Origin of the sequence: Micromonospora sp. CPCC 205558 (genome assembly GCF_036902955.1) — a bacterium.
Classification (GTDB): domain Bacteria; phylum Actinomycetota; class Actinomycetes; order Mycobacteriales; family Micromonosporaceae; genus Micromonospora.
Window position 1 is genome coordinate 148,966 of sequence record NZ_JBAKHR010000007.1, and the last position, 22,520, is coordinate 171,485.

Below are 22,520 nucleotides of genomic sequence, written 5' to 3' on the forward strand. Positions count from 1 at the left end.
GCCGCTACGGTACGGACGCCGAGGCCAGCAGCGCCGCGGTGGGCAGCGCGAGCAGGCCGTCGGAGCCACGGTAGCGGACGGTCAGCTCGTCGTACGCGGCACGAATGCGGGTGATCATGGCCGCCGGCTGGGTCTCCATCACCAGACCTGGCTTGCTGATGCCGTTGGCGGGGCCGCTCCACCAGGCCTCCGGGTCGGTGCGGTGCGCCCAGGTGATCGTGTCGCAGCGTACGTCGGTGAGCCCGGCCTGGTCGAGCAGGCCCGCCAACCCGTCGGAGGTACGGGGGAAGTCTCGGTCGGCGTCCACCGTCGGGGCGGCGGCGCGACGTTCGACCCCAGCGGCGTCGAAGACCTCACCCCAGAGGCTCTGCGCCTCGGGCGGCGGGTGCGGCCACACGGTGACCGCGACCCGACCAGCGGACCGGACGACCCGTCGCAGCTCGGTGATCGCGGCCAGCGGATCGCCCACGTGATTGATCACGAAGTTCGCCACGGCCGCGTCGAACGACCGGGAGGCGAACGGGAGGTGCGGCAGCGACGCGAGACGGACTTCGTCGACGGACGGAACGCGCTCGCGCACCAACTCGACCATGCTGGGTTCGGCGTCGACGGCGACGACGCTGGCGTGGCGCGCGCACGCCAGCCTGGCCACCGTGCCGGAGCCGGTGCCCGCGTCGAGCACCCGCGTGCCCGCCCGGACGTCGGCGGCGTCCAACAACGCTGGCGCGGGGTACGCGCAGAGCGTGGCGAGACTGCGGTCGTACGCTCCGGCGCGCCCGGCCCAGCGCGACCGTTCATATTCGTCGAAGGCCGTCGTCGTCATTGCCAGGCGCCCTTCGAGGATCTTGATGATGGTGTCACGCTCCGCCGGCGGCCAGGAAGGCCAGCACGCGTGGCCAGGCCGCCGCGGTGGCGTCCGGTGAGTACTCGGCCAGCTCCGGGTCGGTGAACAGGTGACCCACGCCGGGATAGCGGAAGACCGTCAGGTCGGCGCCGGCGTCGGTCAGCGCCCGCTGCCACTCGTCGACCTCGTCCGGCGCGTCGTACGGGTCGGGATCGGCGAGGTGCAGCTGCACCGGCAACCCGGGTCGGACCGCGTCCGGGGCGCCGCCGGTGCCGTGCAGCAGGAGCAGGCCGGCGGCGGCGGGGCGTTCGGCCAGCAGCGCCCCGGCCACCCCGGCGCCCATCGAGAAGCCGGCGAGCACCGTCTCCGGTGGCAGGTCACGCAGCGCGTCGCGGGCCCGGTCCAGCACCACCTCGTGGCCGATCTTGTCGAGTAGCGCGAAGCCCTCCTCGACGGTGTCGGTGGCCGGGACGCCGTACAGGTCGGGGGTGCTGACCCGGTGCCCGGCGGCGCGCAACCGGTCGGCGAGAGCGCGCACGGCGGGCCGCCGCCCGTACACGGAGTGGAACAGCACGACGTGTCGCATCCGGTCATCCTGCCGCAGTCGACAGTGCATCCGGGGTGGCCACGCGGGGTGGGCGTCAGACCAGTGCCGCCAGTCGCGCGACCAGGTCCGTCGGTGGCGGCATCTCGGCGATCTCGCGGCTGACCTGCGCGGCAGCGGTCCGCAGGCGCTCGTCGGTGAGCAGCTGGGTCAGCGCCCGCGCGGTGATGTCCCGGGGCCGCAACGCCAGGCCGGCGCCCCGGCGGGCCACCAGCTCGGCGTTGTGCCGCCGGTCCCCCGGACCCGTGGTGGCCAGCTGGGGCAGGCCGGCGGCGAGGGCGCCGAGGGCGCTGCCCGCACCACCGTGGTGCACCAGCGCCGCGCTCGCCGGCAACGCCTCGTCGAGCGGGATCCAGTCGACCACCCGCACGTTGCCGGGCACCGAACGGGCCGACCGCTCGTCGGGGCGGACCAGCACGATCTCGGCGTCCACCTCGGCGGCGGCGGCCACCACGGCGGGCATCGGCCCCCGGTCGCCGGGGCCGGTGAGGGTGCTGCGGGTGACCAGGATGCGGGGGCGCTCACCCGGCTCGCGCAGCCAGGCCGGCAACTCCCCGCCGCCGACGTAGGACGTGTAGCGCATCGGCCAGCCGCCCTGCGTGGCAACACTGGGTGGGGCCACGGCGAGGGCGGCGGCCGGCGCGGGCAGCTCGGTGAGGCCGTGGCGGCGCAGCGCCGCGCCGAGCCGGGCGACGGTGGCGCGAACGAGGTCCCGGCCGTCGAAGAGGGCGTTCTCCTGGCGTACGGCCGGCACGTCGAGCCGCGCGGCGGCCACCGCACCGGCGACCGCGAACGGCTCGTACAGCACCAGATCCGGCCGCCACCGGGTGGCCAGCGCGACCACCGGGTCGGTGAGCTGGTCGTTGAGCGCGCCGAACAGCAGGCCGGCGCCACGGGTGCCGGCGGTGCCGGCCAGCTCCGCACGCGCGATCAGCGGATGACGGGGAAGGACCCGCAGCGCAATCCGGCCGAACTCGAAGCCCGGCGCGATGTCGTGCACCGGCAGACCCGCCTCGGCGGCGGCCAGAGCTCCGCCGCCGGTGGCCACCAGCACGTCGTGGCCGGCGTCGCGGAGGGCGACCGCGAGCGGCACCAGCGGGAAGACGTGCCCGACGAGCGGGGCGGAGACCACCAGCACGCGCATGGGCAGGATCCTATGTCGACCATGGCCACGCCCGGGGCCCGCTTGCTGCCCTTCGGGGCCATCGGCTCACCAGGCGTAGGACTGTGGGGCTTCTCCCGGCCGGGCCAAATACCCGAAGTTCATGGTGCCGAGGCCGATCCGGCTGACCAGCAGACCTGAGCGGCCCAGGTGGCCGTACGTCATGGTGTCCACCGGCCGAGCGTAGGGCGAGGCGCCCACAGCTTCCGACCCGGTAGGTCGGGCAGCGGTCAGGCGGACGGTCGCTGGTCGACGATGCGGCGCATCTTGCCCATCGACCGTTCCACCGTGTCCGGGGCGAGGACGTCGACCGCCACGCTCACGCCGATTGTGTTCTTCACCAGCTGGACCAGCGTGCCGCCGGCCCTCTGCGCGGCGTCCAGTTCGACGCCGCCCCGCCGCTCCACCCGCACCGTGAGGGTGTCCAACCGGCCGTGCCGATCGAGGACGCACTGGAAGTGCGGCGACAACTGCGGGATCCGCAGGATCAGCTCCTCGATCTGGGTGGGGAAGATGTTCACCCCGCGCAGGATCATCATGTCGTCGGTCCGGCCGGTGATCTTCTCGATCCGGCGCATCGGCCGGGCGGTCCCGGGCAGCAGCCGGGTCAGGTCGCGGGTGCGGTAGCGCACGACCGGCATCGCCTCCTTGGTCAGGGAGGTCAACACCAACTCACCCCGCTCACCGTCGGGCAGCACGGCCCCGGTGACCGGGTCGATGATCTCCGGGTAGAAGTGGTCCTCCCACAGGTGCAGCCCGTCCTTGGTCTCGACGCACTCGGTCGCCACGCCGGGACCCATCACCTCGGAGAGCCCGTAGATGTCGACGGCGTGGATGTCCACCTGCTGCTCGATCTCCCGTCGCATGTCCTCGGTCCACGGCTCGGCCCCGAAGATGCCCACCCGCAGTGAGGTGGCGCGCGGGTCGATGCCCTGGCGGCGCATCTCGTCGACGATGGCCAGCAGGTAGCTGGGCGTGACCATGATGACCTCGGGTTCGAAGTCACGGATCAGCATGACCTGACGCTCGGTCATGCCCCCGGAGACCGGGATGACCGTGCAGCCCAGCTCCTCGGCGCCGTAGTGCGCGCCCAGACCGCCGGTGAAGAGCCCGTAACCGTACGCGACGTGCACCCGGTCGCCGGGCCGGCCGCCGGAGGCGCGGATCGAGCGGGCCATCAGGCGCGCCCAGGTGCGCAGGTCGTCGCGGGTGTAGCCGACCACGGTCGGCCGGCCGGTGGTGCCGGATGAGGCGTGCAGGCGGGCGACCCGCTCCCGGGGTACGGCGAACATGCCGAACGGATAGTTCTCCCGCAGCTCCGCCTTGCCGGTGAGCGGGAAGCGGGCCAGGTCGTCGAGCTCCCGGCAGTCGTCGGGGTGCACCCCGGCCGCGTCGAACGCCCGGCGGTAGTGCGGCACGTTGTCGTACGCGTGCCGCAACGACCAGCGCAGTCGATCGCGTTGCAGGGCGCGCAGCTCGTCGATGCCGGCGCGCTCGATGGGCTCCAGCTCCTCGGGACGAGGGGTGCGGTCCTGCATCGGCTGCCTCCTTGGCGCGGCGGTCCCGGTGGGGCTGCGGGTACCGTACGCCCGCGGTCGCCCCCGCCGGCCGGGCGGTCAGCGGCCGGCCGGCAGCCGGTGCAGGGCGTCGACCAGGGGCGCCAGCTCGGGGGTGGCCTCCGCCTGGGCGAGCGCATCGGTGAGCACCCGGTCGTGGGTCGGTCGGGCCTGGGCGAGCAGTTCGGAGCCGGTCGGGGTCAGCTCGGTGTAGATGCCGCGCCGGTCGTCGGCGCAGAGGATCCGGGTGAGCAGACCGCGCTGTTCCAGGCGGGTGACCAGGCGGGTGGTGGCGCTGCCGGAGAGCGCGGCGGCGCGGGCGAGCTGGCTCATCCGCATGTGCCAGCCGTCCTGCCGGGAGAGCGCGTCGAGCACCGTGTATTCCACGACGGAGAGGTCGTGGCTGGCCTGCAGGGCCCGCTCCAGGGACGTCTCGATCAGCCCGTGCAGGGCGGCGAGGGTGCGCCAGCCCTGCGCGCGGATCTCGACCGCGTCGTCGGCGATGCCCATGGCTGCCTCCTCGGTGTGATCTGAACGGTCCCCAGGCTACCACGCTTGCGCCGATATAAGGCGCGTGCAAGTATTTCGTTGCTGGCGCGTGTAGTTGCACACGCCCTCTATTTGCCCTCTCCCGATGGGAAGACCATGTCCGTACGCCAAAAATCCCTGCCGCCCGGCCTGATCGCGCTGGCCATCGGCGCGTTCGGCATCGGGCTCACCGAGTTCGTGATCATGGGGCTGCTGCCCGAGGTGGCCGCCGACTTCGCGGTCAGCGAGCCGGTCGCCGGCTGGTTGATCTCCGGCTACGCGCTCAGCGTGGCCGTCGGCGGGGTCGCCCTCACCGCGGCGGTCACCCGGCTGCCGCGCAAACCGGTGCTGCTCGGCCTGATGGTGCTCTTCATCATCGGCAACCTGCTCTCCGCCGTCGCCGGCGACTACGCCGTGATGATGGCCGGCCGGATCGTCGCCGCGCTCTGCCACGGCGCGTTCTTCGGCATCGGCGCGGTGGTCGCCGCCGGTCTGGTCGCGCCGGCCCGCCGCGCCGGCGCCATCGCCATGATGTTCGCCGGCCTGACCATCGCGAACGTGCTCGGCGTGCCCTTCGGCACCTTCCTCGGGCAGCACTTCGGCTGGCGGTCGACGTTCTGGGCGATCACCGTCATCGGAGTGGTCGCCCTGATCGGGCTGGCCCTGCTCATCCCGACCGGCGACACCGCCAACGCCGACCGTCCGGCCGGCGGGTTGCGCGGCGAGTTGCGGGCCTTCACCCACGCGCAGGTCTGGCTCTCCCTGGTGATCACCGTCCTGGGTTTCGGCGGGATGTTCGGCGCGTTCACCTACATCGCCTACACGCTCACCGAGGTCAGCGGCTTCGCCACCAGCACCGTGCCGTGGCTGCTCGTCCTCTTCGGGGTGGGGCTCTTCGCGGGCAACCTGCTCGGCGGCCGGGCGGCGGACAGGTCGCTGTCGCGCACCCTGGTCATCGTCCTGGCGGTGCTCACCGTGGTGCTCGTCGGCTTCGCGCTGACCGCCGCGAACCCGGTGCTGACCGTCGTCGCGCTGGTGCTGATGGGCGGGTTCGGCTTCGCGACCGTGCCGCCACTGCAAATGCGGATCATGCGGTACGCCCACCAGGCGCCGACCCTGGCGTCCGGGGCGAACATCGCCGCGTTCAACCTCGGCAACGCGTTGGGTGCCTGGATCGGCGGGGTGACCATCGCCGCCGGGTTCGGCTACACCTCGCCGATCTGGGCGGGCGCCGCACTCACCCTGGCCGGCCTGGGCGTACTCCTCGGCGCGCTGCGCCTGGCCCGTCGCGACGAACCGGCCCGGGCCGAGGCGAGCCTGGTGGACGCCGCGGCCTGACCCGCCGGGAGGAGGGCACCGGGCCGGGGCGCTGACGCCGCGGTCGCCGGCAGCGCGCTGACGCCAAATTTGCCGGCACTACGCTGGGGAGCCGTGCCAGAGCCGTTCGAGCCGCGTACCGACCCCGACGTCGATCTGCGCGTCCCCGCCGACCGCCGCGAGCTGACCGCGCGCCCCGCGACGATCCTCGCCACGATCGCGGCCGGCGGGGCGCTGGGCGCGCTGGCCCGGGCCGGCCTGCAACACGCCGTTCCACACCCACCGACCGGCTTCCCGTGGGCCACGTTCGCCATCAACACGACCGGCTGCCTGCTGATCGGCGTGCTGATGGCGGTGCTCGGGCACCTCGGCGGCGGACACCCGCTGGCTCGCCCGCTCCTCGGGGTCGGGGTGCTCGGGGGGTTCACCACCTTCTCCACCTACGCGGTCGACATCCAGCAGGCGATCGTCGCTGGCGCAGCGGGCACCGCGCTGGCGTATCTCGCGGCGACGCTGCTCGGGGCGCTCGTCGCGGTCGGGTTGGGCGACGTCGTCACCGCCGGGCTGCTGCGGCGGGCAACCCGGTGACCGTCCTGCTCGTCGCGCTGGGCGCGGCCGTCGGCGCGCCGCTGCGCTACCTCACCGACCGGGCCGTGCAGGCCCGGCACAGCTCGGCGTTCCCCTGGGGCACCTTGCTCGTCAACGTCGTCGGGTCGCTGGTGCTCGGCGTCCTGGTCGGCTGGCCGGCCAGCCCGGCGGTCAGCGCGTTGCTCGGCACCGGGTTCTGCGGCGCGCTGACCACCTACTCCACCTTCAGCTACGAGACGCTGCGGCTGACCAGGGGCGGCCATCGGCTCCTCGCGCTCGCCAACGTGCTGGGCAGCGTGGCCGCCGGCCTCGCCGCGGCCACCGCCGGCTACGCCCTGGCCCGCGCTCTGACCGGCTGACCGCGCACCGCCGCCGCACCCCGATCGCACCGCCACCAACGCCTGGACCAGGCGTCGACCAGCAACACACTGAGGGTATATACCCGAGGTATACCTTCAGTGTATGGTGCTGGCATGAGCGTGCCACTGACCCTGCTCGGCCTCCTCGAACGAGAGCCCAGCCACGGATACGACCTCAAGCGCGACTACGACGCCTTCTTCGGCCGGGGCAAGCCACTGCCGTTCGGCCAGGTCTACTCCACCCTCAGCCGACTGGCCCGCGACGGCAAGGTGGTGATCAGCGACGTCGCGCCGGGCGCCGGCCCCGACCGCAAGCGCTACGTCATCACCGACGTCGGTGCGACGGAGGTCGAGCAGTGGCTGACCCAACCTGTCGACCCGGAGCCGCACCAGCAGACGGTGCTCTTCGCCAAGGTCGTGCTCGCGCTGATGCTGGACCGGCCGGCCGCCGAATACCTCGACACCCAGCGCAGCGCCCACCTGCGTCGGATGCGGGAGCTGACCGAGATCAAGCGCGCCGGCAACCTGGTCGACGCGCTCCTCGCCGACCACGGCCTCTACCACCTGGAGGCGGACCTCCGATGGATCGAGATGACCGGCGCCCGACTGGACGCCCTGCGGAAAGAGGTGCGGCCGTGAGCGTCGTGATCGAAGCGCGCGACGTCGAGTTCTCCTTCGGTCAGACCCCCGCCCTGCGTGGCGCCAGCGTCGCCGTGGAGGCGGGCGAGATCCTCGCCGTCATGGGGCCCAGCGGGTCGGGCAAATCCACCCTGTTGCACTGCCTGGCCGGCATCCTGGTGCCCGACTCCGGTGAGATCCTCTTCGACGGGGCCCGGGTGCACGCCATGGTTGAGACCGAGCGCAGCAGCCTACGGCGGGACCGGTTCGGTTTCGTGTTCCAGTTCGGTCAACTCGTTCCCGAGCTCACCGCGGTGGAGAACGTCGCGTTGCCGCTGCTGCTCAGTGGCGTACGCCGCAAGCAGGCGCTCCACAAGGCGTACGACTGGTTCGCGCGCCTCGGCCTCGACGGCCTGGAGCAGCGGCGCTCGGGTGAGCTGTCCGGCGGGCAGGCGCAACGGGTCGCCCTGGCCCGTGGCCTGGTCGCCGAGCCGCAGGTGCTCTTCGCCGACGAACCGACCGGCGCGCTCGACTCGCTCACCGGCGAGCAGGTCATGGACCTGCTGGTCAGCGCCGCCCGCGAGCAGGGCACCACGGTCATCCTGGTCACCCACGAGGCCAGGATCGCCGCGTACGCCGACCGTGAGGTCATGGTCCGCGACGGGCGCGTGAACGCGCCGGACCGGATCGCCTCATGATCCGCTTCGGGCTCCGCCTCGCCCTGGCCGGCGGACGTGAGGCGCTCACCCGCCTGCTCGTCATCGCCGCCGCCGTCGCGATCGGCAGTGGGCTGCTGCTGACCACCCTCGCCGGGGTCAACGCCACGAACGCGCAGCTCACCCGGTACGCGTCGATGTATCCCAACGCCTCGACCGGCGACGCCGACCCGCTGTGGTGGTCGACCCGGCAGGACTACTTCCACGGTGAGCAGATCGTTCGGATCGACGTCGCCGCGACCGGCTCGACCGCGCCCACCCCGGTCGGCATCCCGAGCATCCCGGGCCCCGGCGAGTACTACGCCTCGCCCGCGTTCCGCGAACTGCTGGCCGCCCACCCGGCCGACCAACTGGGTGACCGCTACCCGGGGCGGGACCTCGGCACCGTTGGCCCGGCCGCGCTGACCTCACCGGACACCCTGCTCGTCATCGCCGGCGGCTCCCCCGACCAGGTCGCCGAGCTACCCGCCGCGAAGCAGGTCACCAGCGTCGGCGACGCCCCCGCCCTGCCCGAGACCGCAGTGAACCTCATCCTGGGCGTGATCGCCGGCGGGTTGCTGTTCCCGGTGCTGATCTTCATCGGCACCGCCACCCGGCTCAGCGCCGCCCGCCGGGAGCAGCGCTTCGCCGCGATGCGCCTGGTCGGCGCGACACCCCGGCAGATCGCGATCGTCGCCGCGGTGGAGGCGGCGGCCGCCGCCGTCGCCGGCACCGCCGTCGGCTTCGGACTGTTCTACGCCTTCCGCGACCCGCTCGCGGGCATCCCGTTCACCGGCATGCCGTTCTTCCCCAGCGACATGTCGCTGGGCGTGCTGGACACCCTGCTCGTGGCGCTCGGCGTCCCGGCCGGCGCGGCGGTGGCAGCACAGATCTCGCTGCGCCGCGTACGGATCTCGCCGCTGGGCGTCACCCGTCGGGTCACCCCCCGCGCGCCACGGGCCTACCGGCTGATCCCGATGGTGCTCGGCGTCGCAGTGCTGGTGTTCGCACTCGGCTACCGGCCCGAGTCGTCCGACGGCCAGACTGCGATCTTCCTGCCCGGCCTGCTGCTCATCATGGCCGGCCTGATCTTCGCCGGCCCGTGGTTGACGATGGTCGGCGCCCGAATCATGGCCCGGTACGCCAACCGCCCGGCCACGCTCATCGCCGCGCGACGCCTCGCCGACAACCCGAAGGCCGGCTTCCGGGCGATCAGCGGCATCATGCTCGCCCTGTTCGTGACGAGCGTCGCCGTCGGTGTGATCACCACGATCGTCGCCAACCGCGGCCCGGCACCCACCGGCTCGACCGACGCGGGCACGGTGACCACCGTCTTCGACGAGGAGAGAGCGTCGGTGCCCGACACGCTCTTCGCCGAGCTGCGGGCGATCACCGGGGTGCGCTCGGCGACCGCCATCCGCGAGAACCCGGTGGTGACCAACTCCGGCGAGGTCGGGGTGATCGCGTGCACCGACCTCCCGAGCGCGTACGGCCGGTGCGGCGACGGCGCGAGCGTCATCGAGGTGCCGTACGGCCTCAGCCGCTGGCGGGAGTCGGCGTCGCCCGCGACGGTCTGGCCCGCCGCGTCGCTCACCCTCGACGAACTCCAACGGCTACCCGTCGGAGCGATGGTCGTCGGCACGGACGGCTCCGCTGCCGCCGTCGAGCGCACCCGCACCGTGCTGGAGGTCGCCTTCCCGACCTTCTGGGTCGGGCCGAACGTGCCCGGCGACTTCGAGTCGGACTTCGCCGATACGCTGCGCGCCTGGGAACAGCTCGCCAACGTCATCATCATCGCCAGCCTCGCGCTCGGTGGGTGCAGCCTCGCGGTCAGCGTGATCGGTGGTCTCACCGAACGCCGACGCCCGTTCAGCCTGCTGCGCCTCAGCGGCGCACCGGTGCGGGTGCTGCGTCGGGTGGTGGCGCTGGAGAGTGCCGTACCGATGCTCGCCGTCGCCGCCGTCGCCATCGGGATGGGCCTGCTCGCCGCGCACCTGTTCCTGCGGGCGCAGATGGGCTACACGCTGATCGCGCCGGAGCCACGCTTCTACGTGATCGTCGTCGTCGGGTTGGCAGCCTGCCTCGGCGTCATCGCCTCCACCCTGCCGCTGCTGGAACGCATAACCGGGCCGGAGACCGCCCGCAGCGAGTGACTGTCAGATGCTGGGCCCGGTGGTGGCGACGGCGACCACCGGGCCCGGGCCAGTGCCGCCCAGTCGGCCCGCGAGTCGGGGTGCGCAGGGTGTCCCCGCAGCCTTTCGAGCTGATGTCGTAGGCGATTCAGCCGCCTCGGCTCCCGGTCGTAGCCGGTGATGTCGCCAACGATTCAGCCGCCTTGGCTCCCGGTCGTAGCCGGTGATGTCGCCAACGATTCAGCTCCACAGGCGCCGGAGCACACATGCCGGGGCCCACGGTGCTCGCCCACCCGGGGGGCGTCACGCCTCACGCGTGACGACCGACATCGCACGAAACCCCGATCAGCGGGCGTGGCGTTCCGGGTGGGCCCGGCTCCACGTCCGCATCCGCTCCGGGTAGCCGGTGCGCGCCGCCTCGTAGAGCGGCACGGCGTGCTTGCGGGCGATGGCCCCGGCCGCGCGGGGCGTTCCGGTACGGCGACGGATCCACTCGCCGTCGTGGGCGATCGCCACCACTGTGGTGTCCGTCGCGGTCGTCTCCGGCTCCAGGTAGAACTCCACCCCGCGCCGGGTGGCGACGAACGCCTCCAACGCCGCGAGGTCGTCGCGGGTCGCCTCCCGGTCCAGCTTCGTCGGGGTCGCCTCGGCACCCCGTGACCGCCGATTGAACCAGCCCATGCCCCGCCCCTCTCCTCGACGCTCCTCCAGTGCAGCACCGCTTCCTGGCAATACGCTGCACGCCGGGTGGGAGACAGCTGACCCGACGAAGACTGGAACCCGCCAGGCGTGGGCGGTGTCATGTGGGTGATGCGAACGGAGGCTCCCCTGGACGACGAGGCGCTCGTCACCCGCGCTCGGGCCGGTGACCTGGAGGCGTACGACCTCCTGGTCGCCCGACACACCGCGTCCGCGCACCGGACGGCGGTGCTGCTCGGCGCGGGCTCCGACTCCGAGGATGTCATCCAGGAGGCGTTCGTGAAGGCGTACCGGAAGTTGTCCCGTTACCGGGGCGACGCCTCCTTCCGCTCGTGGCTGCTCGCGATCGTCGCCAACGAGACCCGCAACCTGCACCGCTCCCGGGGCCGGCGCGACGGGCTCGTCCTGCGGGCAGCGGCAGCGGACCCGACGTCCGAGATCGTCGAGGACGACGCGGTCGGCGCGGTCCTCGCCGGGGAGCGCCGGGCGTCGCTGGTGCAGGCGCTACGGCAACTGCCGGTACGCGACCGTGAGGTGCTCGTGTGCCGGTTCTTCCTCGATCTCAGCGAGGAGGAGACAGTTGCGGCGCTGGGTTGGCCCCGAGGCACGGTGAAGTCACGCACGTCCCGGGCGCTGGCGAAGCTTCGCGGCCTGCTCGACCGTGAGGAGGTCCGGCATGGGTGACCTCGAACGGGAGCTGCGTGACCTCTCCGCCTGGTTGGACACCCCCGATCCGCCCGACGTGACCGCCCGCGTCCGGGTACGACTCAGCACGCCCGCGTCCCGGCGGCGGCGGTGGCGGTCGCTCGCCGCGGTGGCGATCGTCACAGTGCTGGTGGCGGTGTTGCCGCCGACGCGGGCCGCCATCGCCGACGTCGTCACGGGGCTGCTGCGCTTCGCCGGGGTCAGCATCGCCACCGGGCCCGCCCCGACGCCGCCCGGCGGGGGCGCGTCGCCGTTACCGGGGCAGCGGGTCGTCGCCCTGGACGAGGCGCAACGGGCGGTCCGCTTCCCGATCCGCCTGCCGACCAGGCTGGGCTCGCCCGAGCAGGTGCTGGTCGCCGACCCGGACGCCACGGACCGATACCGGGTGGCGACGCTGCTCTACGACGGGGGCGCGCTGCGCGTCGACGCGTTCGACGGGCACCTCGACCTGTCCTTCCACAAGGAGGTCATCCCGCCGGGAGCGACCTGGGTCCAGGTCAACGGCGACTTCGCCGTCTGGGTCGACGGCCCACACGTGCTGTCCTACGTGGACCGGGCGGGAGAGATCCGCAGGGAGACCGCCCGACTGGCCGCCTCGACCCTGATCTGGCAGGACAACGACGTGAGCTACCGGCTGGAGGGCGACCTCACCAAGGCCGAAGCGATCGAGATCGCCCGCTCGCTGCGCTAGGGAACCTGCCGGCCACGGCCGGTGTCCTGAATATACGACGGCCGGTGTATCGAAAGGGGTAGAGATGGGTTCACGGGGCAGGTTGATGCTGGTTTCGTCGGTGGCCCTGTTGGCGGGGTGCACAACCACGGCCAGCGACGGATCGGCCGCACCGACCGCCACCACAGCCACCGCCACGGCGAGCACCCCGACCGCCTGCGCGGCACGGGTCGAAACGGGGTCGCTGCCCGACTGGGCGGACGCCGGATTCAGCGGGGACGCGCGGGTCCCGCACGTCTTCGGGGGGAAGGGTGACATCGTGGCGGTGCTGTTCGCCCATCCGCTGCGGCAGGTCCGCGAGGACGGGTCGAACAACAAGATCCTCTGGGTGGCCCGGGCCGCCACCACCTCGCCCGACCCGGTCGCACCGGCAACCCTGGTGATCACCGCGAGGTTGGACGGCACCGACACGCAGGTGATCCGGGAGGTCCCCGGCGGCCCCGGTCCGTCGATCATCGACCTGCCCCAGGCCGGTTGCTGGCGCCTCGACCTGAGCTGGTCCGGGCACACCGACACGATGGACCTGGTCTACGCCGAGTGAGCCGGCGGCCGGTCGTCTAGGCTGCCTGGCGTGCTGAAGGACGTACGGGTGGCGGCGGCCCGCAACAACGCCGAGTGGTGCGACATCGTCTGCGGCAGCCACGGACTGGTCAGCCGTACCGACGCCGACGCCTGGTCGGTCCCGCACCGGTCGCCCCAGTGGTACCCGGACGCGGTCACCCTGCGACCGGGCGTCGATGCCGAGGCCCTGCTGAGAAGGATCGACGCCGGGCCCGGCGCGTCGGTGAAGGACAGCTTCGCCGATCTCGACCTGTCCGGGTACGGGTTCCGGGTGCTCTTCGACGCGCAGTGGATCCAGCGTCAACCGGCGGTGCCACCGGCCGACGCGCCCCTCGACCCGGTCAGCACCCCCGACGACCTGGCGTCCTGGGCGGCGGCCCACGGCGGTGGGGAGCTGTTCCGCCCCGCACTCCTGGCCGACCCGCGGGTACGGGTGCTCGCCCGCCACGACGCTCGGGGCGTGCTCACCGGTGGAGCGGTGCTCAGCGGCGACGGCCCGTACGGCGTCTCCAACCTGTTCACCCACACCGACGACTCCGAAGACATCTGGCGCGCGGTGTGCGCGACCCTGCCCAACGCACCGCTGGTCGGGTACGAAACCACCTCAGACCTGACGCCGGCGCTCTCCGCTGGCTTCACCACCACCGGCCCTCTCCGCATCTGGCTGCACGCCTGACGCTCCGGCCACGGGCGCTGAGCTCGGGCAGCTATGCTGGGCGGCATCGGCACCGATCCGGCGCTTCGTCCCCGCGTGGGCAGTGAGCTGATGCCCGCGTGAGCGGATGTGGAGTGTAGGGAGAGCGCCGGTGCCGGACGGTCCATCGCAGTCGCCATTCGTGCCACTGTCCACCAAGATTGACTTTGCGGTGATGGACCGTGCCGTCATCGAGTGGTGGCAGGCCAACGACGTGTTCAGCCGGAGCCTGGAGCAGACGGCCGACGGCACGCCGTGGGTGTTCTACGAGGGGCCGCCGACCGCCAACGGCACGCCGGGCACCCACCACATCGAGGCGAGGGTCTTCAAGGACCTCTTTCCCCGGTACCGGACGATGCGGGGCTTCTCGGTGCCACGCCGCGCCGGATGGGACTGTCACGGCCTGCCGGTTGAGCTCGCGGTCGAGAAGGAACTGGGGCTCGGCGGCAAGCCCGACATCGAGAAAATGGGCATCGCCGAGTTCAACGCCCACTGCCGTACCTCGGTGCTCCGGCACGTCGACGAGTTCGTGCAGCTCAGCGAGCGGATGGGTTACTGGATCGACCTGGAGCATCCGTACGAGACGATGTCACCGGAGTACGTGGACAGCGTCTGGTGGTCGCTGAAGCAGATCCACGACGGTGGGCGCCTGGTGGAGGACTTCCGGGTCGCGCCGTACTGCACCCGCGACGGCACGACCCTGTCCGACCACGAGGTGGCGCAGGGGTACGAGACTGTCGTCGACCCCTCCGTGTACGTGCGGTTCCCGGTGCGCGGAGACGTGGCCGGACACAGCGGTGTCGACCTGCTGATCTGGACCACCACCCCGTGGACCCTGGTGTCCAACACCGCCGTCGCCGTGCATCCCACCGTGACGTACACCGTCGCCCGCACCGAGCAGGGCACATTCGTCGTCGCCGAACCGTTGACCCGGCGGGTCCTCGGCGACGAGGCGGAGATCCTGGCGACCGTACCCGGGTCGGCCCTGGAGGGTTTGCGGTACGAGCGGCCGTTCGACCTGGTGGACATCCCGGACGCGCACCGGGTGGTCCTCGCCGAATACGTCACGACCGAGGACGGCACCGGCCTGGTGCACCAGGCACCGGCGTTCGGCGCGGACGACCTCGCCGTCTGCCGCGCGTACGGGTTGCCGCTGGTCAACCCGGTCGCGCCGAACGGGCGGTTCAACGACGGCATCGACCTGGTCGGCGGCGTGTTCTTCAAGGACGCCGACGCGTTGCTCATCGACCGGCTCCGCACGTCGGGTCGGCTGTTCCGGCACGAGCCGTTCGAGCACCCCTACCCGCACTGCTGGCGGTGCCACACCCCACTGATCTACTACGCGCAGCCGTCCTGGTACATCCGGACCACCGAGGTACGCGACGAGCTGACACGGGAGAACGAGAAGACCAACTGGTTCCCGGAGCACATCAAGCACGGCCGGTACGGCGACTGGCTGAAGAACAACATCGACTGGGCGGTGTCCCGCTCCCGGTACTGGGGCACCCCGCTGCCGCTGTGGCGATGCCCGGACAACCACGTGACAGCTGTCGGTTCCCGTACGGAGCTCGGAAAGCTGGCCGGCGCCGATCTGTCCGAGCTGGACCCGCACCGCCCGTACGTCGACGAGATCACTTTCGCCTGCCCGGAGTGCGGCCGGATCACCACCCGGGTCCCCGAGGTGATCGACGCCTGGTACGACTCGGGAGCGATGCCGTTCGCGTCGTTGGGCTACCCCCACGTGCCGGGCAGCAAGGAGATCTTCGAGCGCACCTACCCGGCCCAGTACATCTGTGAGGCGATCGATCAGACGCGGGGTTGGTTCTACACGCTGATGGCGGTGGGCACGCTGGTCTTCGACCGGTCCCCGTACGAGAACGTCGTCTGCCTCGGGCACATCCTGGCCGAGGACGGCCGCAAGATGAGCAAACACCTGGGCAACATCCTGCTGCCGATCCCGTTGATGGACACCCACGGCGCGGACGCGGTGCGCTGGTTCATGGCCTGCTCCGGCTCACCGTGGTCGCCGCGCCGGATCGGGCCCGGCCCACTCGACGAGATCGTCCGCAAGGTGTTGATGACCTACTGGAACACCGCGGCGTTCTTCTCCCTCTACGCGGCGAACTCGACGTGGGCGCCGCAGCTGGCGCAACCGGTCGCCCAGCGCCCGGTGTTGGACCGGTGGATCGTCGGCGAGGTCCACGCCCTCGCGGCGGCCGTCGACGAACGACTGCAGAACTACGACACGGCGCGCGCCGGCCGACTGCTCGCCGACTTCATCGACGACCTGTCGAACTGGTACGTGCGGCGGTCGCGGCAGCGTTTCTGGGCGGGCGACCCCGATGCCCTCACCACCCTGTACGAGTGCCTCGACATCCTCACCCGGCTACTCGCGCCGTTCATTCCCTTCGTCACGGAGGAGGTGTGGCAGCAGGTCGTCCGGCGTGGTGCCGCGTCCGCTCCGGAGTCGGTGCACCTGGCGACCTGGCCCACCCCCGACACCACACTGATCAGCCCGGAGTTGTCGGCCCAGGTGGCCACGGCGCGGGCGTTGGCGGAGGCGGGCCGGTCCGCGCGTAAGACGAGCAGTCTGCGCATCCGTCAGCCGTTGAGCCGGGCGCTGGTGGGCCTGCCGGCCGGCACCGTTCTCCCGCAGGCGTTGCTGGACGACATCGGCGACGAGTTGAACGTCAAGGTCCTCCAGCCGCTCGACCCCCAGAGCGGGGTCATCGACGTGCAGGTCAAGGCGAACTTCCGGAGCCTGGGCCGCCGGTTCGGCAACCGCACCCAGCACGTCGCGAAGGCCATTGCCGGCGTGGATCCCCGGGAGTTGGTCGACGGCGTCCGGGCGAACGGGACGTACCCGGTGTCGGTAGACGGCGCGCAGGTCGAGGTGGGCCTGGACGACATCCTGATCACCGAGGTGCCGCGCACCGGTTGGGTGGTGGAGTCCCAGCGCGGCGTGACGATCGCGTTGGACACCGAGATCACCCCCGAACTGGCGGCCGAGGGTGTCGCACGCGATGTCGTCCGCATCATCCAGCAGGCCCGCCGCGACGCCGACTTCGAGGTGTCCGACCGGATCACGGTGTCGATCGCCGCCCCCGCGGACGTCGCGGCGGCCATCTCCACGCATCAGTTGCTCATCGCGCACGAGACCCTCGCGCTCCAGCTGACCGTGGCGGAGGCGTTGTCGGAGGGTTTCTCCGGCACCGTGGGCGACGGCCACGAGATCGTCGTACACGTCGTGCGGGCCTGAGCGGCAGCCGGGCGGGAGGTCAACGGAGCTGGGTCAGGTCCTCCGGGGTCAGGCGCAGAGCACCGGCCGCCACGTTCTGCGCCAGGTGGTCCGGGTCCGCGGTGCCGGGGATGGCCAGCACGTGACGGCCCTGGTGCAGGGTCCAGGCGAGGCGTACCTGGTGCGGGGTGACGCCGTGGGCGCGGGCGACCGCCTCGACGGCCTCGTTGCGCGCGGCGCTCGCGCCCGCCTCCCGCCCGGTGCCGGCCAACGCGAAGAACGGCACGTAGGCGATGCCCCGCTCACCGCAGAGCCGCACGAACGCGTCCTGCTCCCGGTAGGCGTCCACCCCGTAGTTGTTCTGCACGCAGACCACCGGCGCGATGCCCGCCACCTCGTCGAGCTGCTCGGCGCGGACGTTGGAGAGGCCGAGGTGCCGGATCAGCCCGGCGGCCCGTAACTCGGCGAGCGCGCCGAACCGATCGGCCAGCGGCACCGGGCCCGGCCCTCGGCCGAGGCGCAGGTTCACCACGTCGAGCTGGTCGCGGCCGAGCCGGCGCAGGTTCTCCTCGACCTGGGCCCGCAGCTGCGCCGGGGTGAGCGCCTCGGTGAAGCCCACCTCCGGGTCGTACCCGAAACCGACCTTGGTGGCGATCACCAGCTCCGGCGGGTACGGGGCGAGCGCCGCGCGGATCAGCTCGGTGGCGTAGCGGGCCGGGCCGGTGCCGACGCGCAGGGTGCCGCCGGGCGAGACGTAGAACGCGGCGGTGTCGATGTGGTTGACGCCCAGCTCCACGGCCCGGCGCAGCAGGGCCACCGCCCGGTCAGGCTCGGGGTTGGCGGTGATCCGCATGGAGCCGAAGCCCATCCGGTGCACGGTGCGGTCGCCCAGGGTCCAGCTACCCGCCGCGGCGGCGGTGATCTCGTCGGTTGGCATCGGGCGACCGTAACCAGCACGGGTGCGCGGCGCAGTCGGCCACGCACCCGATACCGCCCGACGGCGAAATGGGTTAGTTTTTAACTACCGACGGAGCAGTTTCAGCGGGCTGCTGCGGGCGCAGCACCGGCACCAGCAGCAGGGTCGGCAGCAACAGCAGCGGCACCGCCAGCAGCGCGCGCAGGGTGCCGACCTGGTCGCCGATCAGCCCCAGCAACGGCGGGCCACCGAGGAACGCGGTGTAGCCGATCACCGCGACCACGCTCACCCGCACCGCCGCGTGCGCCTCGTCGTCGGCAGCCGCGCTCATTCCGACCGGGAAGCCCAGCGACGCACCGAGACCCCACAACGCCACGCCGATGATGGCCACCGGCCCGGAACCCGCCAGTACGGCGAGGCCCGCGCCGACCACGGCGAGGCCGATGGTGCCGCTGAGCACCGGCACCCGACCCCACCGGTCCAGCGCGATGGTGCCGGCGGTGCGCCCGACGGTCATGCCCACCACGAAGACGGCGAAGACCGCCGCGCCGGCGGCCTCGCTCAGGTGCCTTCCGTCGATGAACGCGACCGCCAGCCAGTCGTTGGCGGCGCCCTCGGTGAACGCCGCCACCAGCACAAACAGCCCGATCAGCAGGGTGCGCGGCTCCCGCCAGGCGGCGAGTTGCGCCCGGCGACGGGCAGCCGGGGTGGCGTCCGCCGGGTCGCCGGCGTGGTCGCTGCCCACCGGCAGGAACGCCCGGGCGGCGAGCGCGGTACCGGTCAGGACGACAACCGCCACCGCGACGAGATGCGCGCCGACCGAGACGTCGAACCGGGCCGCCCCGGCGCCGAGCGCCGCGCCGGCTACCGAACCGAGGCTCCACCCCGCGTGGAAGCGGGGCATGATCGTCCGGCGGAGCCGCCGTTCCACAGCCGCGCCCTCGACGTTCATCGCCACGTCGCAGGCGCCGGAACCGTAGCCGAGGCCGACCAACCCCAGGGCGACGATGGCGAACGACCCGGTCATCGTGGCGCCCAGCCCCGCCACGGTCAGGCCGACAGCGACCAGCACCGTGGCCATCGTGACGGTGCGGGCCGCGCCGAATCGCTGGGCGAGCAGGCCGGAGGTGGGCATGGCGAGCAGCGCGCCGACGCTCATCGCCAGCAGCAGAAGCCCGAGTCGGCCGGCGGAGAGGTCCAACGCCTCACGGACCGCCGGGACGCGGGAGAACCAGCTGCCGACGGCCAGCCCGTTGAGGGTGAAGGTGACAGCGACGGCGTTGCGGGCGAGCCGCACCGTGCGCAGGGTCGGCGTTGCGGTGTCCGGGGCCAGGGGTCGACTGGTGGGGGCGCTCACGAGGGTGGTCCTCTTTCTCGGGGTGATCTGCTGGCACGATCGCACACCTGAGAGCGCTACCACCACAACCCGGGACCGCCCCTTACCGCTGCTGGTCCGGCCGGGGCATGATGTGCGCAGGCGTTGGTCCGACCGGACGGGCAGCCGCGGGAGGCGACGATGACGACAGCGGCACACCGACCGGCCACCCTTGAGGACGTGGCCCGGGTCGCCGGGGTGTCCCGGTCCACGGCGTCGCGGGTGATCGCCGGCACGGGGTTCGCCTCACCGGCCGCCCGGGAACAGGTCACGGCAGCCGTCGACCAGCTCGGCTACGTGCCCAACCCGGCCGCCCGGGCGCTGGTCCGCGGCGGCGGCGTACGCCTGGTCGTGGCCGTTCTGGGGACCAGCGCCGCGGTGCTGGACGACCCGTACGTGCACCGGGTGGTCGGCTCGGCCGCCCGGGTGTGCACGCCCGCCGGTGTCGGGGTGGCGCTGCACTGGTTGCCGTTCGGCGACCCCCGCAGGCTCAACCAACTCGACGGGGATCGCAGCGTGTGCGGGGTGATCCTGGTCAACACCACCGAGGAGTTGCTGGCGGCGGTGCCCCCGTCGCTACGCGGTCGGGTGGTCTCCATCGGCGTCGGCTCGGCGACCGTGCCGTCGTTCGACGTCGACAACGCCGCCGGCTCCGAAGCGGTGCTGCGCCACCTGTACGCCGCGGGTCGCCGCCGCATCGCCATGGTGACCGGCCCCCGGTGGCTGCCCTGCGCGCAACGCCCGGTGCAGACGTACCGTCGCCTCATGGCCGAGGCTGGCCTACCGGAGCGGATACTGCCCGGGGATTTCGGGGCGGCGCGTGGCCGGACGGCGGCCGGCGAGGCGCTGCGCCGCTGGCCGGACATCGACGCGGTCTACGCGATCAGCGACGACACCGCGCTCGGGGTGATCGCGGGCCTGCGGGACGCCGGTGTGCGGGTGCCCGGCGACGTCGCGGTGGCCGGCTTCGACGACATTCCGTTGGCCGGGATGACCACCCCGGCGCTGACCACGGCGAGTCACCCGGTGGGGCGGATCGCCGTCGCCGCGGCCACCGCTCTGCTGGACGGGCGCCCGGCGGCGCCGGTGACCCTCTTCCCGTCGGCCCTGGTGGCGCGGGCCAGCGCCTGAGTCGACGCTCGGCTCAGCACGTCGACGGTTAACCGCCCACGGGCCGGGTAACCGGGTCGGACCTTTCGTCCACCGCGAGGAGCGCCGAGAAGTGTCCGACTCCGCGCCGTCGCACTGGGACCCGGCGCCGAGCCCTCGGGACGGCCGGTTGACCGCCCGCCACCACCCGCCGGTGGCACCGGGACGCACCGGGCTCGTGCCGATCACCGGCCCCGACGGGGACGGGCTGGCCCTGGCGTACGCCCCGGAGTTGCCGAACGACGGTTCGGCGTACCGGTTGGTGCTGCTCCTGCACGGTGCGGGCGGCTCGGCGCGACAGGGGTTGGACCTGCTGTTGCCGGTCGCGGACGCGCAGCACCTGCTGCTGGTCGCCCCGGATTCGTCGGCGGCCAGTTGGGACCTGATCGCCGGCGGCTTCGGGGCGGACGTGCGGCGCATCGACGCGCTGTTGGCGACGGTCTTCGACGGCTACCCGGTCTCGAATGTGGCAATCGGCGGCTTCTCCGACGGCGCCTCGTACGCGCTGTCGCTGGGTCTGGCGAACGGGGATCTGATCGACGCGGTGGTGGCCTTCTCCCCCGGTTTCGCCGCGCCGCCGGTCACTCACGGTCGGCCACGGGTCTTCATCTCGCACGGCGTCGACGACCGGGTGCTGCCCATCGACGTGTGCAGTCGCCGCCTCGTCCCCCACCTGCACGACCTCGGCTACGACGTGACCTACGAGGAGTTCCCCGGCGGCCACGAGATTCCCGCCCCGATCCGCGATTCCGCCGTCACCTGGCTGACCGGCCATCCCCCACGGGCCGGGGCCCATCCCTGATCGGCGCGTGCGTCAGAGCGGGGGCAGGCCGAGGGCGTCGTCGACGCGGGCGAGGACGGCGGCGTCGTCCTGCGGGTTGACGCCGCGCAGCAGGTCGATGGCCGTGGCCCGGACCTGACCGATGATCATCGCCAGGGGAAGGGTCTGGGTGGAGCCGAAGAGCTGCCCGGCCGCGTGCACCGCGGCCAACGCCGACTCGTCGGCCCGGGTGGCGTGCCGGTCGGCGATCTCCTCCTGCCCGTCCAGGTCGGCGGCGAGGGCGGCACCGGCCTGGCGGACCGCCTCGGCCAGTGACCGCAGGGCGGCGCCCAGCTCGGCCGGGGCCGGCGTGTGCAGCCGGCTAAGGGTCACCCCCGCACGGGCCAGCACCCGGACGTTGCGGACCGCGTAGTCGATCTGCCGGATCGACTCGTCCACCGAGCGCAGCCGACCGAGGTGCTGACGTCGACGGACGTTGAGGCGCAGTGCCTCACCGGCGGCCAGCACTCCGTCGCGCAGCCCGTCCACCCGGGCGTCCATCCCCCGCGCCTGCCGCAGCGCGGCGAGCGCCGCCGGCTCGTCGCGGTCGTCCAGCGCGTCGGCGATCCCGCCCAGCAGCCCGGCCAGCTCGTCGAAGGTCCGCCGTACCTCGGCGACCAGCGGGGCCAGCGGACGCCGGGCGTCGACCAGCAGGCTGGCCGCGAGCGCGACCGCGCCGCCGACCAGCGCGTCGACGAAGCGGAACGGCACCAACGACCCGTCCGGTGGCGCGACCACCACCAGGTAGAGCGCGGAGACCGCCGCCTGCACCAGCGTCACACCGGTGGCGCCGAAGGCCACCGCGAGCAGGACGGTGAGCAGGATGACGGTGAAGACAGTCCAGGTGCTGCCCGGCCCGAGCGCCTGCACCACCAGGTCCGCGACGAGCACGCCGGCGGCGACCCCGAGGACGACCTCGACGGCTCGACGGATGCGCTGCCCCCGGGCCTGACCGAGAACGATCAGCGCGGCGGCCGGCGCGAAGAAGGGCTGCGGGTGCCCGAGCAACCGGGTGGCCAGCAGCCAGGCCACGGTCGCCGCGACGGTCGCCTCCAACACCGGCCGCCAGCCGCGCCGCAGCCGCCCGCCGGCCGTCCGCAGCCCGCTGATCCGCACCATCGCCCAACCTCTCCCACCCGCATCAGCCGGCCACCCGCACCACCCCACCAGCCGGCCACCCGCGCCTGCCGGCCACCCGCGCCTGCCGGCCACCCGCGCCTGCCAGCCACC

The 22,520-nt window shown here is 72.7% G+C and carries 23 protein-coding genes; 13 read left to right on the top strand and 10 right to left on the bottom strand.

The features are described from left to right. Positions 1-4: 4 nt before the first annotated feature. The 6 genes from V6U86_RS10190 to V6U86_RS10215 form a co-directional block, all read right to left on the bottom strand. Positions 5-823 carry a class I SAM-dependent methyltransferase gene (locus tag V6U86_RS10190; protein WP_334501198.1) on the bottom strand — a complete coding sequence of 273 codons (819 nt, stop codon included), beginning with the start codon at positions 821-823 and terminating at the stop codon, positions 5-7. A 34-nt stretch (positions 824-857) separates the two neighbouring features. Beyond that, complete coding sequence (locus tag V6U86_RS10195) at positions 858-1,430, bottom strand: dienelactone hydrolase family protein (protein WP_334501201.1); 573 nt, start codon at positions 1,428-1,430, stop codon at positions 858-860. A gap of 55 nt (positions 1,431-1,485) precedes the next feature. Next, positions 1,486-2,592: a nucleotide disphospho-sugar-binding domain-containing protein gene (locus V6U86_RS10200; RefSeq protein WP_334501204.1), complete on the bottom strand. Its 1,107-nt coding sequence runs from the start codon at positions 2,590-2,592 to the stop codon at positions 1,486-1,488. A 66-nt stretch (positions 2,593-2,658) separates the two neighbouring features. Next, positions 2,659-2,784, bottom strand: coding sequence for a hypothetical protein (locus V6U86_RS10205; RefSeq protein WP_334501206.1), 126 nt, complete (start codon positions 2,782-2,784; stop codon positions 2,659-2,661). Positions 2,785-2,840: 56 nt separating this feature from the next. Beyond that, positions 2,841-4,148 (bottom strand): phenylacetate--CoA ligase PaaK, encoded by a 1,308-nt coding sequence (paaK, locus tag V6U86_RS10210; protein ID WP_334501208.1) that lies wholly within the window; start codon positions 4,146-4,148, stop codon positions 2,841-2,843. Positions 4,149-4,226: 78 nt separating this feature from the next. Continuing rightward, the gene (locus tag V6U86_RS10215) at positions 4,227-4,676 is read right to left on the bottom strand and encodes a MarR family winged helix-turn-helix transcriptional regulator (RefSeq protein ID WP_334501210.1); all 450 of its coding nucleotides are present in this window, start codon (positions 4,674-4,676) and stop codon (positions 4,227-4,229) included. A 135-nt stretch (positions 4,677-4,811) separates the two neighbouring features. On the opposite strand from V6U86_RS10215, the gene V6U86_RS10220 reads away from it, so the two are divergent. The 6 genes from V6U86_RS10220 to V6U86_RS10245 all read left to right on the top strand — a co-directional run bounded on the left by V6U86_RS10220 (position 4,812) and on the right by V6U86_RS10245 (position 10,424). After that, positions 4,812-6,032: an MFS transporter gene (locus V6U86_RS10220; protein ID WP_334501212.1), complete on the top strand. Its 1,221-nt coding sequence runs from the start codon at positions 4,812-4,814 to the stop codon at positions 6,030-6,032. Positions 6,033-6,125: 93 nt separating this feature from the next. Beyond that, entirely contained in the window at positions 6,126-6,599 is a 474-nt protein-coding gene (locus V6U86_RS10225) for a fluoride efflux transporter FluC (protein WP_334501214.1), read from the top strand. Next, a complete protein-coding gene (gene crcB, locus V6U86_RS10230; protein WP_334501216.1) occupies positions 6,596-6,958 on the top strand; it encodes a fluoride efflux transporter CrcB in 363 nt (120 codons plus the stop codon). Before V6U86_RS10225 ends, crcB begins: the two co-directional genes overlap by 4 nt. Before the next feature lie 114 nt (positions 6,959-7,072). Continuing rightward, positions 7,073-7,597 (top strand): PadR family transcriptional regulator, encoded by a 525-nt coding sequence (locus V6U86_RS10235; protein WP_334501218.1) that lies wholly within the window; start codon positions 7,073-7,075, stop codon positions 7,595-7,597. Then, the gene (locus tag V6U86_RS10240) at positions 7,594-8,274 is read left to right on the top strand and encodes an ABC transporter ATP-binding protein (RefSeq protein WP_334501221.1); all 681 of its coding nucleotides are present in this window, start codon (positions 7,594-7,596) and stop codon (positions 8,272-8,274) included. Before V6U86_RS10235 ends, V6U86_RS10240 begins: the two co-directional genes overlap by 4 nt. After that, positions 8,271-10,424 (top strand): FtsX-like permease family protein, encoded by a 2,154-nt coding sequence (locus V6U86_RS10245; RefSeq protein WP_334501222.1) that lies wholly within the window; start codon positions 8,271-8,273, stop codon positions 10,422-10,424. The genes V6U86_RS10240 and V6U86_RS10245 overlap by 4 nt, the downstream gene beginning before the upstream one ends. Positions 10,425-10,748: 324 nt before the next feature. Here the strand turns inward: V6U86_RS10245 and V6U86_RS10250 are convergent, their stop codons facing one another. Then, a complete protein-coding gene (locus V6U86_RS10250) occupies positions 10,749-11,084 on the bottom strand; it encodes a hypothetical protein (RefSeq protein ID WP_334501224.1) in 336 nt (111 codons plus the stop codon). Between the two features lie 129 nt (positions 11,085-11,213). Between V6U86_RS10250 and V6U86_RS10255 the strand changes: the two genes are divergently transcribed. The 5 genes from V6U86_RS10255 (at position 11,214) to ileS (ending at position 17,051) form a co-directional block, all read left to right on the top strand. Then, entirely contained in the window at positions 11,214-11,786 is a 573-nt protein-coding gene (locus tag V6U86_RS10255; protein WP_334501226.1) for an RNA polymerase sigma factor, read from the top strand. Beyond that, positions 11,779-12,498 (top strand): hypothetical protein, encoded by a 720-nt coding sequence (locus tag V6U86_RS10260; protein WP_334501228.1) that lies wholly within the window; start codon positions 11,779-11,781, stop codon positions 12,496-12,498. The genes V6U86_RS10255 and V6U86_RS10260 overlap by 8 nt, the downstream gene beginning before the upstream one ends. Before the next feature lie 64 nt (positions 12,499-12,562). Next, positions 12,563-13,078: a hypothetical protein gene (locus V6U86_RS10265; RefSeq protein ID WP_334501231.1), complete on the top strand. Its 516-nt coding sequence runs from the start codon at positions 12,563-12,565 to the stop codon at positions 13,076-13,078. A gap of 30 nt (positions 13,079-13,108) precedes the next feature. Then, the gene (locus tag V6U86_RS10270) at positions 13,109-13,774 is read left to right on the top strand and encodes a hypothetical protein (RefSeq protein WP_334501234.1); all 666 of its coding nucleotides are present in this window, start codon (positions 13,109-13,111) and stop codon (positions 13,772-13,774) included. Between the two features lie 106 nt (positions 13,775-13,880). Continuing rightward, positions 13,881-17,051 (top strand): isoleucine--tRNA ligase, encoded by a 3,171-nt coding sequence (ileS, locus tag V6U86_RS10275; protein WP_334501236.1) that lies wholly within the window; start codon positions 13,881-13,883, stop codon positions 17,049-17,051. A 19-nt stretch (positions 17,052-17,070) separates the two neighbouring features. Here ileS and V6U86_RS10280 read toward each other — a convergent pair whose 3' ends face one another. Both V6U86_RS10280 and V6U86_RS10285 read right to left on the bottom strand, forming a co-directional pair. Next, positions 17,071-17,967: an aldo/keto reductase gene (locus tag V6U86_RS10280; RefSeq protein ID WP_334501238.1), complete on the bottom strand. Its 897-nt coding sequence runs from the start codon at positions 17,965-17,967 to the stop codon at positions 17,071-17,073. 73 nt (positions 17,968-18,040) lie between these two features. Continuing rightward, positions 18,041-19,303 (bottom strand): MFS transporter, encoded by a 1,263-nt coding sequence (locus tag V6U86_RS10285; protein WP_334501240.1) that lies wholly within the window; start codon positions 19,301-19,303, stop codon positions 18,041-18,043. A gap of 159 nt (positions 19,304-19,462) precedes the next feature. Here V6U86_RS10285 and V6U86_RS10290 point away from each other — a divergent pair, with 159 nt between their 5' ends. Continuing rightward, entirely contained in the window at positions 19,463-20,452 is a 990-nt protein-coding gene (locus V6U86_RS10290; RefSeq protein WP_334501242.1) for a LacI family DNA-binding transcriptional regulator, read from the top strand. A 91-nt stretch (positions 20,453-20,543) separates the two neighbouring features. Then, positions 20,544-21,272, top strand: a complete 729-nt coding sequence (locus V6U86_RS10295; protein ID WP_334501244.1) for an alpha/beta hydrolase — start codon at positions 20,544-20,546, stop codon at positions 21,270-21,272. 12 nt (positions 21,273-21,284) lie between these two features. On the opposite strand, the gene V6U86_RS10300 is transcribed toward V6U86_RS10295, so the two are convergent. Next, positions 21,285-22,409 (bottom strand): FUSC family protein, encoded by a 1,125-nt coding sequence (locus tag V6U86_RS10300; RefSeq protein ID WP_334501246.1) that lies wholly within the window; start codon positions 22,407-22,409, stop codon positions 21,285-21,287. Positions 22,410-22,520 lie beyond the last annotated feature (111 nt).